Raw genomic sequence first — 15,585 nt, 5'->3', positions numbered from 1 at the left:
TTCCGAGTCTGTTTTTAACCCAGCATGAATGACGCTCAGGCAGTTTTCGTCAGAGCCTGAGCGGCGACTCGGTTTCACCGGAACAGTCCGGGCGTTTATCATCGGCGCCCGGCCTGTTCAAACGAGTTTTGCCACCATGCTTGTACCCTCCCCCTGGCGCGCCGACTTCCCGGCCATCGCCGCCCTGCAACGGCAGGACCAGACCTACCTGGACAACGCCGCCACCACGCAAAAACCCCAAGCCTTGCTGGACGCCCTGGCGCACTACTACGCCAACGGCGCGGCCAATGTGCATCGCGCGCAGCACCTGCCGGGTGCGCACGCCACCCAGGCGTTCGAAGACAGCCGGCACAAGGTCGCGCAATGGCTGAACGCCGGCGACGACGGGCAGATCATCTTTACCCACGGCGCCACCTCCGCGCTGAACCTCCTGGCCTATGGCCTGGAACACCACTTCAACCCGGGCGACGAGATTGTCATCAGCGCCCTGGAACATCACGCCAACCTGCTGCCCTGGCAGCAACTGGCACAACGCCGCGGCCTGGAACTCATCGTGCTGCCGCTGGACGACGACGGCCTGATCGACCTTGCGGCTGCGCAACGCCTGATCGGCCCGCGCTGCCGGTTGCTGGCCGTCAGCCAGCTGTCCAATGTGCTCGGGGCCTGGCAGCCGTTGCCGCAGTTGCTGGCCCTGGCCAGGGCGCACAACGCCCTGACCGTGATCGACGGTGCCCAGGGCGTGGTCCACGGCCGCCACGACGTGCAGGCCCTGGGCTGCGACTTCTACGTCTTCTCCAGCCACAAACTCTACGGCCCCGACGGCCTGGGTGTGCTGTACGGCCGCAACGAAGCGCTGCACGGCCTGCGCCACTGGCAATTCGGTGGCGAAATGGTCCAGCAGGCCGACTACCAGCACGCCAGCTTCCGCTCCGCTCCACTGGGTTTCGAAGCCGGTACGCCGCCGATCGCCAGCGTGATCGGCCTGGGCGCGACCCTCGATTACCTCGGCGGCCTCGACCTCGACGCGGTCAACGCCCACGAGGCCGCGCTACACGACTACCTGCTGCACGGCCTGCTGGCCCGCAAAGGCGTACACCTGCTGGGCAAGCCACAGCTGGCGCTGGTCAGCTTCGTGGTCGACGACGTACACAACGCCGACCTGGCCCACCTGCTGACCGAACAGGGCATCGCGGTACGCGCCGGGCATCACTGCGCCATGCCGCTGCTGAAAGGCCTGGGCCTGTCCGGTGCGATCCGGGTGTCGCTGGCGCTGTACAACAACTCCGAGGACCTGGAGCGCTTTTTCGAGGCCCTCGACCAGGCCCTGGAGTTGTTGCGATGAACCTGCCCGCCGACGCCCTGGCCGCCCTGGACAGTTTCCAGGGCGCGCCTGCCTGGGAGCAGCGCGCCCGTTTGCTGATGCAGTGGGGCGAACGCCTGCCGCCCTTGAGCGACGCCGAGAAAGTCGAAGCCAACCGGGTCCACGGTTGCGAAAGCCAGGTCTGGCTGGTGGGCAGCGTGCAGGACGGCCATTGGCAGTTCGCCGCCAGCAGCGATGCTCGGTTGATTCGTGGCCTGGTGGCCCTGCTGCTGGCACGGGTCAACGGTTTGCCCGTCGAGGAGTTGCAACGGGTGGACTTGCCTGACTGGTTCAATCAGCTGGGCCTGTCGCGCCAGCTGTCGCCCTCGCGCAGCAATGGGCTGAACGCGGTCTTGCAGCGCATGCGCGAACTCGCCACCTGATCGCTATCCCTGTAGCCGCTGCCGCAGGCTGCGTTCGCCTGCGAAGCAGGCGCGGGATTCTGGAAATCGCCGAAGGCCTTCGGCCTTATCGCAGCCTGCGGCAGCGGCTACAGAGTCCGGCCTAAGCCTGAGCAGGCTTGATTCTATCCGCCGGACGCCGCACGCCCGCCACCAGTTTGTCCACCGCCTTGGTCGCCGCGACCATGCCGAAGGTCGCGGTCACCATCATCACCGCGCCAAAACCGCCGGCGCAGTCGAGCTTCACCCCATCGCCGACAAAGCTCTTCTGCAGGCAGATGCTGCCATCGGGTTTCGGGTAGCGCAGCTGCTCGGTGGAAAACACGCAGGGCACGCTGTAGTGACGGGTCACGGTGCGGGAAAAACCGTAGTCGCGACGCAGGGTCGAGCGCACTTTCGAGGCCAGCGGATCGTTGAAGGTGCGGTTCAGGTCGCAGACCTGGATCAGCGTCGGGTCGATCTGCCCGCCCGCGCCGCCAGTGGTGATGATCTGGATCTTGCGCCGCTTGCACCAGGCGATCAGCGCCGCCTTGGCGTTGACGCTGTCGATGCAGTCGATCACGCAATCGATGTCCGGGGTGATGTATTCGGCCATGGTGTCGCGGGTGACGAAATCGGCCACCGCATGCACCCGGCAGTCCGGGTTGATGCCGCGCAGGCGCTCGGCCATGACCTCGACCTTGGGCTTGCCGACCGTGCTGTCCAGGGCGTGCAACTGCCGGTTGCTGTTGCTGACGCAGACGTCGTCCAAGTCGAACAGCGAGATCTCGCCCACGCCGCAGCGGGCAATGGCTTCGGCCGCCCAGGAGCCGACGCCGCCGACCCCGACGATCGCCACATGGGCGGCGCGCAGGCGCTCCAGCCCTTCGATGCCATACAAACGGGCGACGCCAGCAAACCGCGGATCTTCTGTACTCATGACCATTACCCCAAAAACCGGCGCGCATTATAGGGCCGATGCCCGCCAAGAGCATCTTTGCCCTATGAATGGCGGCTTGGGCTGCTTTAATAAGCGGAACAATCTGAAAAAACCGCCGCCGAGAACTTAAATCGACTTGAATTGCCCAACCTGCGGCTTTCCCCCGGGCGCTGTACGCTCGGTCGAAGGCCAGTGTAGGATGCGCGCCGCTTGGCGCCTGCCGACCGTTCCCTCGTTCCACACCCTTTGGAACCCGAAATAGCTATGTCATCGCGTAAATTTGGACTCAACCTGGTGGTGGTTCTGGCCATCGCCGCCTTGTTCACCGGCTTCTGGGCCTTGATCAATCGCCCGGTCTCCGCCCCCAACTGGCCTGCTCAGATCTCCGGCTTTTCCTACTCGCCTTTCCAGCTGGGCCAATTCCCACAGAAAGACCAGTTCCCGACCGACGACGAAATGCGTCGCGACCTGGAAATCATGAGCAAGCTGACCGACAACATCCGGATCTATTCGGTCGACGGCACGCTGGAGAACATTCCCAAGTTGGCGGAGGAGTTCGGCCTGCGCGTGACCCTGGGGATCTGGATCAGCCCGGACCTGGAGCGCAACGAGCGCGAAATCACCCGCGCCATCGACATCGCCAACAATTCGCGCAGCGTCGTGCGCGTGGTGGTCGGTAACGAAGCGATCTTCCGCAAGGAAATCACCGCCGACCAATTGAGCGTGCTGCTCGACCGGGTGCGGGCCGCGGTCAAGGTGCCGGTCACCACGTCCGAGCAGTGGCACGTCTGGGAAGAACACCCGGAACTGGCCAAGCACGTCGACCTGATCGCCGCGCACATCCTGCCGTACTGGGAATTCATCCCGATGGACAAGGCCGGGCAGTTCGTCCTCGACCGCGCCCGCGACCTGAAAAAGCTGTTCCCGAAAAAGCCGCTGCTGCTGTCCGAAGTCGGCTGGCCAAGCAACGGCCGCATGCGCGGCGGCGCCGACGCCAGCCCGGCGGACCAGGCGATCTACCTGCGCACCCTGGTCAACAAACTCAATCGCCAGGGCTACAACTACTTCGTGATCGAAGCCTTCGACCAGCCGTGGAAGGCCAGCGACGAAGGTTCGGTCGGCGCCTACTGGGGCGTGTTCAACGCCGCGCGCCAGCAGAAATTCAACTTCGAAGGTCCGGTGGTGGCGATCCCCCAATGGCGCGTGCTGGCCATCGGCTCGGTGGTCCTGGCGCTGCTTTCGTTGACCCTGCTGATGATCGACGGCTCGGCCTTGCGCCAGCGCGGGCGGACCTTCCTGACCTTTATCGCCTTCCTCTGCGGTTCGGTGCTGGTATGGATCGGCTATGACTACAGCCAGCAATACAGCACCTGGTTCAGCCTGACGGTGGGCTTCCTGCTCGCCCTGGGCGCGCTCGGGGTGTTCATCGTGCTGCTGACCGAGGCCCATGAACTGGCCGAAGCGGTCTGGGTGAAAAAACGTCGGCGCGAGTTCCTGCCGGTCGAAGGCGACTCCAGCTACCGACCGAAAGTCTCGATCCATGTGCCGTGCTACAACGAGCCGCCGGAGATGGTCAAACAGACCCTCGACGCCCTGGCCAACCTCGACTATCCGGACTTCGAAGTCCTGATCATCGACAACAACACCAAGGACCCCGCGGTCTGGGAACCGGTGCAGGCCTATTGCGAGACCCTCGGCCCGCGTTTCAAGTTCTTCCACGTCGCGCCCCTGGCCGGTTTCAAGGGTGGCGCGCTGAACTACCTGATCCCGCATACCGCCAAGGACGCCGAAGTGATCGCGGTGATCGACTCGGACTACTGCGTGCACCCGAACTGGCTCAAGCACATGGTGCCGCACTTCGCCGACCCGAAAATCGCCGTGGTGCAATCGCCGCAGGACTATCGCGACCAGAACGAAAGCACCTTCAAGAAGCTCTGCTACGCCGAATACAAGGGGTTCTTCCATATCGGCATGGTCACCCGCAACGACCGCGACGCGATCATCCAGCACGGCACCATGACCATGACCCGCCGTTCGGTCCTGGAAGAGCTGGGCTGGGCCGACTGGTGCATCTGCGAAGACGCCGAGCTGGGCCTGCGGGTGTTCGAGAAAGGCCTGTCGGCGGCGTATTACCACGACAGCTACGGCAAGGGCCTGATGCCGGACACCTTCATCGACTTCAAGAAACAGCGTTTCCGCTGGGCCTACGGGGCAATCCAGATCATCAAGCGGCACACCGCCAGCCTGCTGCGCGGCAAGGACACCGAGCTGACCCGCGGCCAGCGCTACCACTTCCTCGCGGGCTGGCTGCCGTGGGTGGCGGATGGCATGAACATCTTCTTCACCCTGGGCGCCCTGCTCTGGTCGGCGGCGATGATCATCGTGCCGCAACGCGTCGATCCGCCGTTGCTGATCTTCGCGATCCCGCCGTTGGCGCTGTTCGTGTTCAAGGTCGGCAAGATCATCTTCCTCTACCGCCGCGCGGTCGGGGTCAACCTCAAGGATGCGTTCTGCGCGGCCCTGGCCGGCCTGGCGTTGTCCCACACCATTGCCAAGGCGGTGCTGTACGGTTTCTTCACCAGCAGCATTCCGTTCTTCCGCACGCCGAAGAACGCCGACAACCACGGCTTCTGGGTGGCGATTTCGGAGGCCCGGGAAGAGCTGTTCATCATGCTGCTGTTGTGGGGTGCGGCGCTGGGCATCTACCTGGTGCAGGGCGGCCTGCCGAGCAACGACATGCGCTTCTGGGTGACCATGTTGCTGGTGCAGTCGTTGCCGTACGTGGCCGCGCTGATCATGGCGTTCCTGTCTTCGTTGCCAAAACCGGCTGGCGAAGCCGAACCGGCCACCGCCGCCTAAATCGCGGCAAAGCACTAAACGGCGGCCTCTGGCCGCCGTTTTGCTTTAAGATATCCGCCATTTTGCGCGCCTTGCCCGCCGCCCTCCCTTGTAGGAGCGAGCTGGCTCGCGATGGACTCAAGAACACCACAGTGCGCCTGGTACCCCGCGTCGTCCTTGATAGCCATCGTGAGCCAGCTCGCTCCTACACAGAGAAAGAGCCGCGCCTGACCTTGCCCCTGCACCCGGAGTTTTCCATGACGGCCCATGCCGACCTTTCGCCGACCCTGCAACTCGCCTGTGACCTGATCCGCCGTCCGTCGGTGACGCCGGTCGACGCCGACTGCCAGAAGCTGATGATGCAGCGCCTGGGCGAAGCCGGCTTCACGCTGGAGCCAATGCGTATCGAGGATGTGGATAACTTCTGGGCCACCCACGGCAAGCATGAGGGTCCGGTACTGTGCTTCGCCGGCCATACCGATGTGGTGCCGACCGGCCCGGTCCAGGCCTGGCAGAACGACCCGTTCGACGCGCTGATCGACGAACACGGCATGCTCTGCGGGCGTGGCGCAGCGGACATGAAAGGCAGCCTGGCGGCCATGCTGGTCGCTGCCGAGCGTTTCGTCGCCGACTACCCCGACCACAAGGGTTCGGTGGCGTTCCTGATCACCAGTGACGAAGAAGGCCCGGCCCACCACGGCACCAAGGCCGTGGTCGAGCGCCTGGCCGCGCGCCAGGAGCGCCTGGACTGGTGCATCGTCGGCGAACCGTCGAGCACCAGCCTGGTCGGCGACGTGGTCAAGAACGGCCGCCGCGGCTCCCTCGGCGCCAAGCTCACCGTACGCGGCGTACAGGGCCACGTGGCTTACCCGCACCTGGCCAAGAACCCGATCCACCTGGCCGCCGCAGCCCTCGCCGAACTGGCCGCCGAGCATTGGGACGACGGCAATGCGTTCTTCCCGCCGACCAGCTTCCAGATTTCCAACCTGAACTCCGGCACCGGCGCGACCAACGTGATCCCCGGCGACCTGGTGGCGCTGTTCAACTTCCGTTTCTCCACCGAGTCCACGGTCGAAGGCCTGCAGCAGCGGGTCGCCGCCATCCTCGACAAACACGGCCTGGACTGGCACGTGGAATGGGCGCTGTCGGGCCTGCCGTTCCTCACTGAACCGGGCGCCCTGCTCGACGCGGTGTCGGCCAGCATCAAGGCCATCACCGGCCGCGAGACCCAGGCGTCCACCAGCGGCGGCACCTCCGACGGGCGCTTCATCGCCACCCTCGGCACCCAGGTGGTCGAGCTGGGCCCGGTCAACGCCACCATCCACCAGGTCAACGAGCGCGTGCTGGCCAGCGACCTCGACGTGCTGACCGAAATCTACTACCAGACCCTGATCAAGTTGCTCGCCTGATGCTTGCCTGCCCTCTCTGCGCGGCGCCCCTGAGCGCCGTCGACAACGGTGTCGCGTGCCCCGCCGGGCACCGCTTCGACCGTGCCCGCCAGGGCTACCTGAACCTGTTGCCGGTGCAGCACAAGAACAGCCGCGACCCGGGCGACAACCAGGCCATGGTCGAAGCCCGCCGCGACTTCCTCAACGCCGGCCATTACGCGCCGGTGGCCAAGCGCCTGGCCGAACTGGCCGCCGAGCGCGCGCCCGAGCGTTGGGTCGATATCGGTTGCGGCGAGGGTTACTACACCGCGCAACTCGCCGACGCCCTGCCCCGGGCCGACGGTTATGCCCTGGACATCTCCCGGGAAGCGGTCAAGCGCGCCTGTCGCCGGGCCCCGCAACTGACCTGGTTGATCGCCAGCATGGCGCGCATACCGCTGGCCGACGCCAGCTGCCAGTTCCTCGCCAGCGTGTTCAGCCCGCTGGACTGGCAGGAAGCCAAACGCCTGCTCAGCCCGGGCGGCGGCCTGATGAAAGTCGGCCCCACCAGCGGCCACCTGATGGAGCTGCGCGAGCGCCTCTACGACGAGGTCCGCGAGTACACCGACGACAAGCATCTGGCGCTGGTCCCCGCAGGCATGGCCCTGGCGCACAGCGAGACCCTGGACTTCAAGCTGACCCTGGACAATCCCCGGGACCGCGCCAACCTGCTGGCCATGACGCCCCACGGCTGGCGCGCCAGCGCCGAACGCCGGGCCGACGTGATCGAGCAGGCCACGCCCTTCGAGGTCAGTGTGTCGATGCGCTACGATTACTTCGTTCTGCAATAACCCATCAATCCACGGCCTCCCACAGCGACGGGAGGCCGAAGAAATCCGCGAATGGATTTTTCAGACCCACAGTGAGGACATCCATGCGCCAACCGGATATCGAGATTTACCTGAAAGACGCCGACGTCGACCACAAGGCCATCGCCGCCTGGCTCGGCGCGGCCCTGGGCCCGTGCAGCGACTGGGTACAGAAAGGCCAGACCTACAAATGCACGGCCGGCAAGGTGCCAGTGACCTGGCTGCCCAAGGCCGTGGGCAAATGGAACAGCCTGTACCTGGAAAGCGACCAGACGCCGTGGGACGACGACATTGCCTGCGCCCGCGCCGCCTTCGCCGCGCTGAACGTCGAGGTGCGCTGCGCACCGGGCAGTTGGGTCGAGGAAGAAGGCGAGGAGTCGGCCGACCGCTGGATTCGCATCAGCGCCGACGGGGAAGAAGAGATTACCTGGCGTACCGCCTGAGTTGCCTGGATCGAACCTTTAGGTGCGAGCTTGCTCGCGATAGCGTTTTGCCTGACACCACGCCATCGCGAGCAAGCTTCGCGCCCACAAGGGCACAACGCTTACAAGCCGACGACATCCTCTGCCTGCAAACCTTTCTGCCCCTCTACCACGGCGTATTCAACCTGCTGGCCTTCGGTCAGCGAGCGGTGGCCTTCGCCACGAATAGCACGGTAGTGGACAAATACATCGGCACCACCTTCACGCTGAATGAAGCCGTAGCCCTTGGCGTCGTTGAACCACTTCACGCTGCCGGTCTCGCGAGTTGCCATCAATCCATCCTCCGTCTTTTTATTATCAGTCGGCTTACTGAAACGAAGCCGTGAGAACTTTCGCCTGGGCCGCGTTCTCTATTGAGGGGTTCGGCATGCCCACGCGTCAGCCGGCCGAGTATATGACAGGTGGCAAAACTCTCAACTCAATCTTGTTCAGCGCTTTTTTGCCGATTTTCGACGAATCCGTCACACTAGCCGCCCCGAGCAACTGCTCGGTTTTTTCCACTAAAGCAGAAGCCGTATGACCCGCTCCCCGTTCCGCCGTCTTGTGTTTGGCGCCTTGCGCCGACTGCTGTACCTCTGGGTTCGCTCGGAGACGATCAATCAGTCGTCGTTCACCCTCAACCTCGACCGCAGTCGCCCGGTGTTCTACGTCCTGCAAAACCCATCGCTGACCGACCTGGCCGTGGTCGACACCGAGTGCACCAAGGCCGGCCTGCCGCGCCCGGTGCTGCCGGTATCGGTGGGTAACCTGCTGGAACCGGCCGCCTTCTTCTACCTGACCCCAGCCCCGGACTGGCTCGGCCGCCAAGACAAGCGCGGCGCGCCGCCGACCCTGACCCGGCTGGTCAGCGCCCTGAGCCAGAACGCCGCCGAAGACGCGCAGATCATTCCGGTCAGCGTGTTCTGGGGCCAGTCACCGGACAGCGAGTCGAGCCCGTGGAAACTGCTGTTCGCCGACAGCTGGGCAGTCACCGGCCGCCTGCGCCGGCTGTTGAGCATCATGATCCTGGGCCGCAAGACCCGGGTGCAATTCTCCGCGCCGATCCACCTGCGCGAATTGATCGACCACAACAAGGGCCACGAGCGCACCGTGCGCATGGCCCAGCGCATCCTGCGGGTGCATTTCCGCAACCTGAAGGCCGCGGTGATCGGCCCGGACATTTCCCACCGGCGCAACCTGGTCAAGGGCCTGCTGAACCAGCCGCTGGTCAGGCAGGCGATCCTCGACGAAGCCGAGCGCGAGAAGATCTCTCCGGAGAAAGCCAAGGCCCAGGCCCTGCGCTACGGCAACGAGATCGCCTCGGACTACACCTACACCGCGATCCGCTTCCTCGAAGTGGTACTGAGCTGGTTCTGGAACAAGATCTACGACGGGATCAAGGTCAACCACATCGAGAGCGTGCAGAAGGTCGCCCCGGGCCACGAAGTGATCTACGTACCCTGCCACCGCAGCCATATCGATTACCTGCTGCTGTCCTACCTGCTGTTCCGCAACGGTCTGACCCCGCCGCACATCGCCGCCGGGATCAACCTCAACATGCCGGTGATCGGCAGCCTGCTGCGCAGGGGCGGAGCCTTCTTCATGCGCCGCACCTTCAAGGGCAACCCGCTCTACACCTCGGTGTTCAACGAATACCTGCACACCCTGTTCACCAAGGGTTTCCCGGTGGAGTACTTCGTCGAGGGCGGGCGCTCGCGCACCGGGCGCATGCTGCAACCGAAAACCGGGATGCTGGCCATCACCCTGCGCAGCTTCCTGCGTTCCTCGCGCATGCCGATCGTCTTCGTGCCGGTGTACATCGGCTACGAACGCGTGCTGGAGGGGCGTACCTACCTGGGCGAGCTGCGCGGCGCGAGCAAGAAGAAAGAGTCGATCTTCGACATCTTCAAGGTCATCGGCGCCCTCAAGCAGCGCTTCGGCCAGGTCGCGGTGAACTTCGGCGAGCCGATCAAGCTGGCCGAGTTCCTCGACCAGCAGCAACCAGGCTGGCGCGCCCAGGAACTGGGCCCGCAGTTCAAGCCGGCGTGGCTCAACGAAACCACCAACCGCCTGGGGGAAAAAGTCGCCCGGCACCTGAACGAGGCGGCGGCGATCAACCCGGTCAACCTGGTGGCCCTGGCGCTGCTGTCCACCAGCCGCCTGGCGCTGGACGACCGCGCCATGGCCCGGGTCCTGGACCTGTACCTGGCGCTGTTGCGCAAAGTCCCCTACTCGCCCCACACCACCCTGCCGGAAGGTGATGGCCGGGCGCTGATCGAACATGTGAAGGACATGGACCTGCTGGCCGAGCAGAGCGATGCCCTGGGCAAGATTCTTTATCTGGACGAGCAGAACGCCGTCCTGATGACCTACTACCGCAACAACGTGCTGCACATCTTCGCACTGCCGGCGTTGCTGGCGAGCTTCTTCCAGAGCTCGTCGCGCATGAGCCGCGAGCAGATCCTGCGCTACACCCGGGCGCTGTACCCCTACCTGCAATCGGAGCTGTTTATCCGCTGGTCCCTGGACGAACTGGACGGGGTGGTCGACCAATGGCTGGAAGCGTTCGTCGAGCAAGGTCTGCTGCGTTTCGAGAAAGACCTGTACCTGCGGCCGGCCCCAAGCTCGCGGCACTTCGTGCTGCTGACCCTGCTGTCCAAGAGCATCGCCCAGACCCTACAACGCTTTTACATGGCCATCTCGCTGCTGCTCAACAGCGGCCAGAACAGCATCAGCGCCGAAGAACTGGAAGACCTGTGCACGGTCATGGCCCAGCGCCTGTCGATCCTGCACGGCTTGAATGCCCCGGAGTTCTTCGACAAGAGCCTGTTCCGCCACTTCATCCAGACGCTGTTGGAGCAGGACGTGCTGCGCCGCGACGAGGCCGGCAAGCTGAGCCACCACGAACTGCTCGGCGAACTGGCCGAGGGCGCGGCCAAGCGCGTGTTGCCGGCGGAGATCCGCCTGTCGATCCGCCAGGTGGCCCTGCATCGCAGCGAAGATGCCGCCGACCAGGTCGCCGCAACGCCGCAAAACGACTAGATTCTTATCGGCGCCAGGCGGTTTCTGGCGCCCACCGATACGGAGATCCGTAATGAAAAAATTCACCCTGCTCGTCCTCACCACCCTGCTCGGGGCTTGTCACAGCATGCAACCTGCCAGCAACGCCAGCCTCGACGGCGAAGTCTTCTACCTGCAACGTATCGCCCTGCCGCCGGCCGCGACCCTGAGCGTGAGCCTGCAGGACGTCTCCCTGGCCGATGCCCCGGCCGTGGTCCTGGCCGAACAGAAAGGCCCGGTCAAAGGCCAGGTGCCGCTGCCGTTCCACCTCAGCTACGACCCGGCCCAGGTCAAGCCCGGGCACCGTTATTCGGTCAGCGCACGGATCGAAGTGGCCGGCCAGTTGCTGTTCATCACCACCGAACATAACGGCGTGAAGCTCGACGGCAGCGATCCGCAGCCGCTGAAAATCCGCGTCGACGCCGTTCGGTAACCCCCTTTCTTGAACAAGGAAGCTGCCATGCTCCGTTCTTCCCTTCGTGTCACCAGCCTGTGCGCAGGCCTGCTGATTTCCGCCAGCGCCCTGGCACTGTCCCTTGGCGACCTGTCGCAACAAGACGCCACCGGCGGTCTCAAGGACGCTCTGACCCAGGGCGCCCAGGTGGCGGTCAAGCAACTGGGCACCGCGGGCGGGTTCAGCAACAACCCGGACGTACGCATCGAACTGCCGGGCAACCTCGGCAAAGTGGCGAAGAAAATGAAACAGTTCGGCATGGGCGCCCAGGTCGAGGAGCTCGAGACCAGCATGAACAAGGCCGCCGAGGCCGCTGTGCCGCAAGCCCAGGCGCTGCTGGTGGACGCGGTGAAGAAGATGAGCGTGGAAGACGCCAAGGGCATTCTCAGCGGCGGCAACGAGTCCGCCACCCAGTACCTGAGCAAGACCAGCCGCGAACAGATCCGCGTGAAGTTCCTGCCAATCGTCAAGCAAGCCACCGACAAGGTCGGCCTGGCCCAGCAGTACAACTCGTTCGCCGGCCAGGCCGCGACCCTGGGCGTGCTGGACGCGAAGAACGCGAATATCGAAGGCTACGTGACCGAGCAGGCGCTCAACGGCCTGTTCGAGATGATCGGCAAGCAGGAACAAACCATTCGCCAGAACCCGGCGGCGGCGGCCACCGGCCTGGCGAAAAAGGTCTTCGGTACCCTGTAACCCATCCCCTTGTAGGAGCGAGGCTTGCCCGCGATGGCGTTCAGTCAGCTAGAACGCTATCGCGGGCAAGCCTCGCTCCTACAGGAATGAATCAGGTTTTCTTGACCCGGAACCACGCCGCATACAACGCCGGCAAGAACAGCAGGGTCAGCGCCGTCGCCACAATCAGCCCGCCCATGATCGCCACCGCCATCGGCCCGAAGAACACGCTGCGCGACAACGGGATCATTGCCAGCACCGCCGCCAGCGCAGTCAGCACGATCGGCCGGAAACGCCGGACCGTTGCCTCGATAATCGCCTTCCAGGGCTGCAGCCCCGCCTTGATGTCCTGCTCGATCTGGTCCACCAGGATCACCGAGTTGCGCATGATCATCCCCGACAGCGCGATGGTGCCGAGCATGGCCACAAAGCCGAACGGCTGGCGGAACACCATCAGGAACAGGGTCACGCCGATCAGCCCCAGCGGCGCGGTGAGAAACACCATCGCCGTGCGCGAGAAACTGCGCAGTTGCAGCATCAGCAGGGTCAGGACCACGACGATGAACAGCGGCACGCCGGCCTTCACCGAGTTCTGCCCGCGCGCCGAGTCTTCCACCGTGCCGCCCACTTCCAGCAGGTAGCCATCCGGCAGTTCGGCGCGGACCGGCTCCAGGGTCGGCAGGATCTGCTGTACCAGGGTCGCCGGCTGTTCCTTGCCGTAGATGTCGGCGCGGATGGTCACGTTCGGCAGGCGGTTGCGGTGCCAGATAATGCCTTCCTCGAAGCCGTACTCCAGGGTCGCGACCTGCGACAGCGCCACGCTCTTGCCGTTGTCGGTAGGCACCGCCAGGCTCGGCAGCAGCGACAGTTCGGTGCGCTCATGCAAGGTCCCGCGCAGCAGGATCTCGATCAACTCGTTGTCTTCGCGGTACTGGCTGACGCTGGAGCCGGTCAGCGAGCTTTGCAGGAACTTCGCCAGGTTGGCCGTGCTCACGCCCAGGGCCCGGGCCCGGTCCTGGTCGATATTGAGGTAGACCACCTTGCTCGGCTCTTCCCAATCCAGGTGCACGTTGACCACATGGGGGTTCTCGCGCACCTTGGCCGCCACCTTGCGCGCCAGGGCCCGCACTTCTTCGATGTGCTCGCCGGTGACGCGGAACTGCACCGGATACCCCACGGGCGGGCCGTTTTCCAGGCGGGTGACCCGCGAGCGCAGGGTCGGGAACTGTTCGTTGAGGGTCTCGATCAACCAGCTGCGCAGGCTTTCACGCTCCTCGATGGTCTTGGCCAGCACCACGAACTGGGCAAAGCTCGCCGCCGGCAATTGCTGGTCCAGGGGCAGGTAGAAACGCGGCGAACCGGTGCCAACGTAGGCCACATAGTTATCGATGCCCGCATGTTCCTTGAGCAGCGCTTCCAGGCGTTTGACCTGCTCGGCGGTATTGCTCAGGGACGCACCTTCCGCCAGCTTCAGGTCGACCATCAGCTCCAGGCGCCCGGAGGCCGGGAAGAACTGCTGCGGCACGAAGCGGAACAGCATCACCGAGGCGATGAACAGCAGCACGGTCAGGGCGATCACGGTTTTACGCCGGCGCACGCACCACTCTACCGTCCGTCGCACCCGCTGATAGAACGGCGTGCCGTAAGGATCGGGTTGGCCGTTGGCGGTGCCGTGCTTGGCCGCATGCAGCTTGGCCAGGTCCGGCAGCAGTTTCTCGCCCAGATAAGGCACGAACACCACCGCGGCGATCCATGACGCCAGCAGGGCGATAGTCACCACCTGGAAGATCGAACGGGTGTATTCGCCGGTACCGGACTGCGCGGTGGCGATCGGCAGGAAACCGGCCGCGGTGATCAGGGTGCCGGTGAGCATCGGGAACGCGGTGCTGGTCCAGGCGTAGCTGGCGGCCTTGAGCCGGTCGTAGCCCTGCTCCATCTTGATCGCCATCATCTCCACCGCGATGATCGCATCGTCCACCAACAGCCCCAGGGCCAGCACCAGCGCGCCCAGCGAGATCTTGTGCAGGCCGATCCCCAGGTAATACATGGTGGCGAAGGTCATCGCCAACACCAACGGAATCGCCAAGGCGACCACCATGCCAGTACGCACGCCCAGGGAAAAGAAACTCACCAGCAGCACGATCGCCAGGGCCTCCACCAGCACCTGGACGAACTCGCCGACCCCGGTTTTCACCGCAGCCGGCTGGTCGGACACCTTGCGCAGTTCCATGCCGGCCGGCAGGGTTTTCTGCAATCGGGCGAACTCCAGTTCCAGGGCCTTGCCCAGCACCAGGATGTCGCCGCCGTCCTTCATCGCCACCGCCAGGCCGATCGCGTCATCGCCCATGAAGCGCATGCGCGGTGCCGGCGGATCGTTGAAGCCGCGGCGCACGTCCGCCACATCACCGATGCGGAAGGTGCGGTCGGCCACGCGGATCGGAAAGTTGCGGATCTGCTCGACGCTCTGGAAATTACCGGACACGCGCAGTTGCAGGCGTTCGCTGCTGGTCTCGAAGAAACCGGCGGTGGACACCGCGTTCTGTTCTTCCAGGGCCTGCTGCACCGCCGCCAGCGGCAAGCCGAGGGTCGCCAGCTTGACGTTCGACAGCTCGATCCAGATTTTCTCGTCCTGCAAGCCCAGCAGCTCGACCTTGCCCACGTCCTTGACCCGTTGCAGCTGGATCTGGATGCGGTCGGCATAGTCCTTGAGCACCGCGTAGTCGAAACCGTCACCGGTCAACGCATAGATATTGCCGAAGGTGGTGCCGAACTCGTCGTTGAAGAACGGGCCCTGGATACCCGGCGGCAAGGTGTGCCGGATATCGCTGATCTTCTTGCGCACCTGGTACCAGAGGTCGGGGATCTGCGCCGAGTGCATCGAGTCGCGCGCCACGAAGGTCACCTGGGATTCGCCCGGGCGGGAGAACGAGACGATCCGCTCGTATTCGCCGGTTTCCATCAGTTTCTTTTCGATACGCTCGGTGACCTGCCGGGAAACCTCCTGCGCCGTGGCACCCGGCCAGTTGGTGCGGATCACCATGGCCTTGAAGGTAAAGGGTGGGTCTTCGCTCTGGCCCAGCTTGGTGTAGGACAACGCCCCGACAATGGCCAGCAACAGCATCAGGAACAGCACGATCTGGCGGTTGCGCAACGCCCATTCGGAAAGATTGAAACCCATCGG

The 15,585-nt window shown here is 64.5% G+C and carries 12 protein-coding genes; 9 read left to right on the top strand and 3 right to left on the bottom strand.

Annotation, left to right across the window (positions count from 1 at the left end; all coding sequences use genetic code 11):
• Nucleotides 1-136: 136 nt before the first annotated feature.
• Both BTN82_RS05260 and BTN82_RS05255 read left to right on the top strand, forming a co-directional pair.
• Nucleotides 137-1,342 carry an aminotransferase class V-fold PLP-dependent enzyme gene (locus tag BTN82_RS05260; protein WP_075118099.1) on the top strand — a complete coding sequence of 402 codons (1,206 nt, stop codon included), beginning with the start codon at nt 137-139 and terminating at the stop codon, nt 1,340-1,342.
• Nucleotides 1,339-1,743 (top strand): SufE family protein, encoded by a 405-nt coding sequence (locus BTN82_RS05255; RefSeq protein WP_075118098.1) that lies wholly within the window; start codon nt 1,339-1,341, stop codon nt 1,741-1,743. Before BTN82_RS05260 ends, BTN82_RS05255 begins: the two co-directional genes overlap by 4 nt.
• 121 nt (nt 1,744-1,864) lie before the next feature.
• Here BTN82_RS05255 and tcdA read toward each other — a convergent pair whose 3' ends face one another.
• A complete protein-coding gene (gene tcdA, locus BTN82_RS05250) occupies nt 1,865-2,680 on the bottom strand; it encodes a tRNA cyclic N6-threonylcarbamoyladenosine(37) synthase TcdA (protein WP_075118130.1) in 816 nt (271 codons plus the stop codon).
• Between the two features lie 264 nt (nt 2,681-2,944).
• Between tcdA and BTN82_RS05245 the strand changes: the two genes are divergently transcribed.
• From BTN82_RS05245 to BTN82_RS05225, 4 genes are all read left to right on the top strand, one after another.
• Nucleotides 2,945-5,539 (top strand): glycosyltransferase, encoded by a 2,595-nt coding sequence (locus BTN82_RS05245; RefSeq protein ID WP_075118097.1) that lies wholly within the window; start codon nt 2,945-2,947, stop codon nt 5,537-5,539.
• Between the two features lie 236 nt (nt 5,540-5,775).
• On the top strand, nt 5,776-6,927 hold the full coding sequence (dapE, locus tag BTN82_RS05235) for a succinyl-diaminopimelate desuccinylase (RefSeq protein ID WP_075118095.1): 1,152 nt from the start codon (nt 5,776-5,778) through the stop codon (nt 6,925-6,927).
• Nucleotides 6,927-7,736 (top strand): putative RNA methyltransferase, encoded by an 810-nt coding sequence (locus BTN82_RS05230; RefSeq protein ID WP_075118094.1) that lies wholly within the window; start codon nt 6,927-6,929, stop codon nt 7,734-7,736. The genes dapE and BTN82_RS05230 overlap by 1 nt, the downstream gene beginning before the upstream one ends.
• An 83-nt stretch (nt 7,737-7,819) precedes the next feature.
• A complete protein-coding gene (locus tag BTN82_RS05225) occupies nt 7,820-8,197 on the top strand; it encodes a hypothetical protein (RefSeq protein WP_075118093.1) in 378 nt (125 codons plus the stop codon).
• Between the two features lie 101 nt (nt 8,198-8,298).
• Here the strand turns inward: BTN82_RS05225 and BTN82_RS05220 are convergent, their stop codons facing one another.
• Complete coding sequence (locus tag BTN82_RS05220) at nt 8,299-8,508, bottom strand: cold-shock protein (RefSeq protein WP_007927922.1); 210 nt, start codon at nt 8,506-8,508, stop codon at nt 8,299-8,301.
• Between the two features lie 244 nt (nt 8,509-8,752).
• Here BTN82_RS05220 and plsB point away from each other — a divergent pair, with 244 nt between their 5' ends.
• Genes plsB through BTN82_RS05205 form a run of 3 tightly spaced genes read left to right on the top strand, consistent with a single transcriptional unit; the run spans nt 8,753 to nt 12,425 of the window.
• Nucleotides 8,753-11,257, top strand: coding sequence for a glycerol-3-phosphate 1-O-acyltransferase PlsB (gene plsB / locus BTN82_RS05215; protein ID WP_075118092.1), 2,505 nt, complete (start codon nt 8,753-8,755; stop codon nt 11,255-11,257).
• A gap of 52 nt (nt 11,258-11,309) precedes the next feature.
• Nucleotides 11,310-11,708, top strand: coding sequence for a YbaY family lipoprotein (locus tag BTN82_RS05210; protein ID WP_075118091.1), 399 nt, complete (start codon nt 11,310-11,312; stop codon nt 11,706-11,708).
• Nucleotides 11,709-11,735: 27 nt separating this feature from the next.
• Nucleotides 11,736-12,425 carry a DUF4197 domain-containing protein gene (locus BTN82_RS05205; RefSeq protein WP_075118090.1) on the top strand — a complete coding sequence of 230 codons (690 nt, stop codon included), beginning with the start codon at nt 11,736-11,738 and terminating at the stop codon, nt 12,423-12,425.
• A gap of 91 nt (nt 12,426-12,516) precedes the next feature.
• On the opposite strand, the gene BTN82_RS05200 is transcribed toward BTN82_RS05205, so the two are convergent.
• Nucleotides 12,517-15,582, bottom strand: coding sequence for an efflux RND transporter permease subunit (locus BTN82_RS05200; protein ID WP_075118089.1), 3,066 nt, complete (start codon nt 15,580-15,582; stop codon nt 12,517-12,519).
• Nucleotides 15,583-15,585: the final 3 nt, after the last annotated feature.

This window comes from Pseudomonas chlororaphis, from assembly GCF_001921865.1.
Lineage (GTDB): Bacteria > Pseudomonadota > Gammaproteobacteria > Pseudomonadales > Pseudomonadaceae > Aquipseudomonas > Aquipseudomonas chlororaphis_D.
The sequence above is the reverse complement of the archived record's forward strand: the minus strand, read 5'-3'. Positions and strand labels throughout refer to the sequence as shown.

What these genes read in the sequence shown, in the direction of transcription:
- BTN82_RS05260 (WP_075118099.1), top strand. Translation starts at nt 137, where the DNA reads ATGCTTGTACCCTCCCCCTGGCGCGCCGACTTCCCGGCCATCGCCGCC.
- BTN82_RS05255 (WP_075118098.1), top strand. Translation starts at nt 1,339, where the DNA reads ATGAACCTGCCCGCCGACGCCCTGGCCGCCCTGGACAGTTTCCAGGGC.
- tcdA (WP_075118130.1), bottom strand. Translation starts at nt 2,680, where the DNA reads ATGAGTACAGAAGATCCGCGGTTTGCTGGCGTCGCCCGTTTGTATGGC.
- BTN82_RS05245 (WP_075118097.1), top strand. Translation starts at nt 2,945, where the DNA reads ATGTCATCGCGTAAATTTGGACTCAACCTGGTGGTGGTTCTGGCCATC.
- dapE (WP_075118095.1), top strand. Translation starts at nt 5,776, where the DNA reads ATGACGGCCCATGCCGACCTTTCGCCGACCCTGCAACTCGCCTGTGAC.
- BTN82_RS05230 (WP_075118094.1), top strand. Translation starts at nt 6,927, where the DNA reads ATGCTTGCCTGCCCTCTCTGCGCGGCGCCCCTGAGCGCCGTCGACAAC.
- BTN82_RS05225 (WP_075118093.1), top strand. Translation starts at nt 7,820, where the DNA reads ATGCGCCAACCGGATATCGAGATTTACCTGAAAGACGCCGACGTCGAC.
- BTN82_RS05220 (WP_007927922.1), bottom strand. Translation starts at nt 8,508, where the DNA reads ATGGCAACTCGCGAGACCGGCAGCGTGAAGTGGTTCAACGACGCCAAG.
- plsB (WP_075118092.1), top strand. Translation starts at nt 8,753, where the DNA reads ATGACCCGCTCCCCGTTCCGCCGTCTTGTGTTTGGCGCCTTGCGCCGA.
- BTN82_RS05210 (WP_075118091.1), top strand. Translation starts at nt 11,310, where the DNA reads ATGAAAAAATTCACCCTGCTCGTCCTCACCACCCTGCTCGGGGCTTGT.
- BTN82_RS05205 (WP_075118090.1), top strand. Translation starts at nt 11,736, where the DNA reads ATGCTCCGTTCTTCCCTTCGTGTCACCAGCCTGTGCGCAGGCCTGCTG.
- BTN82_RS05200 (WP_075118089.1), bottom strand. Translation starts at nt 15,582, where the DNA reads ATGGGTTTCAATCTTTCCGAATGGGCGTTGCGCAACCGCCAGATCGTG.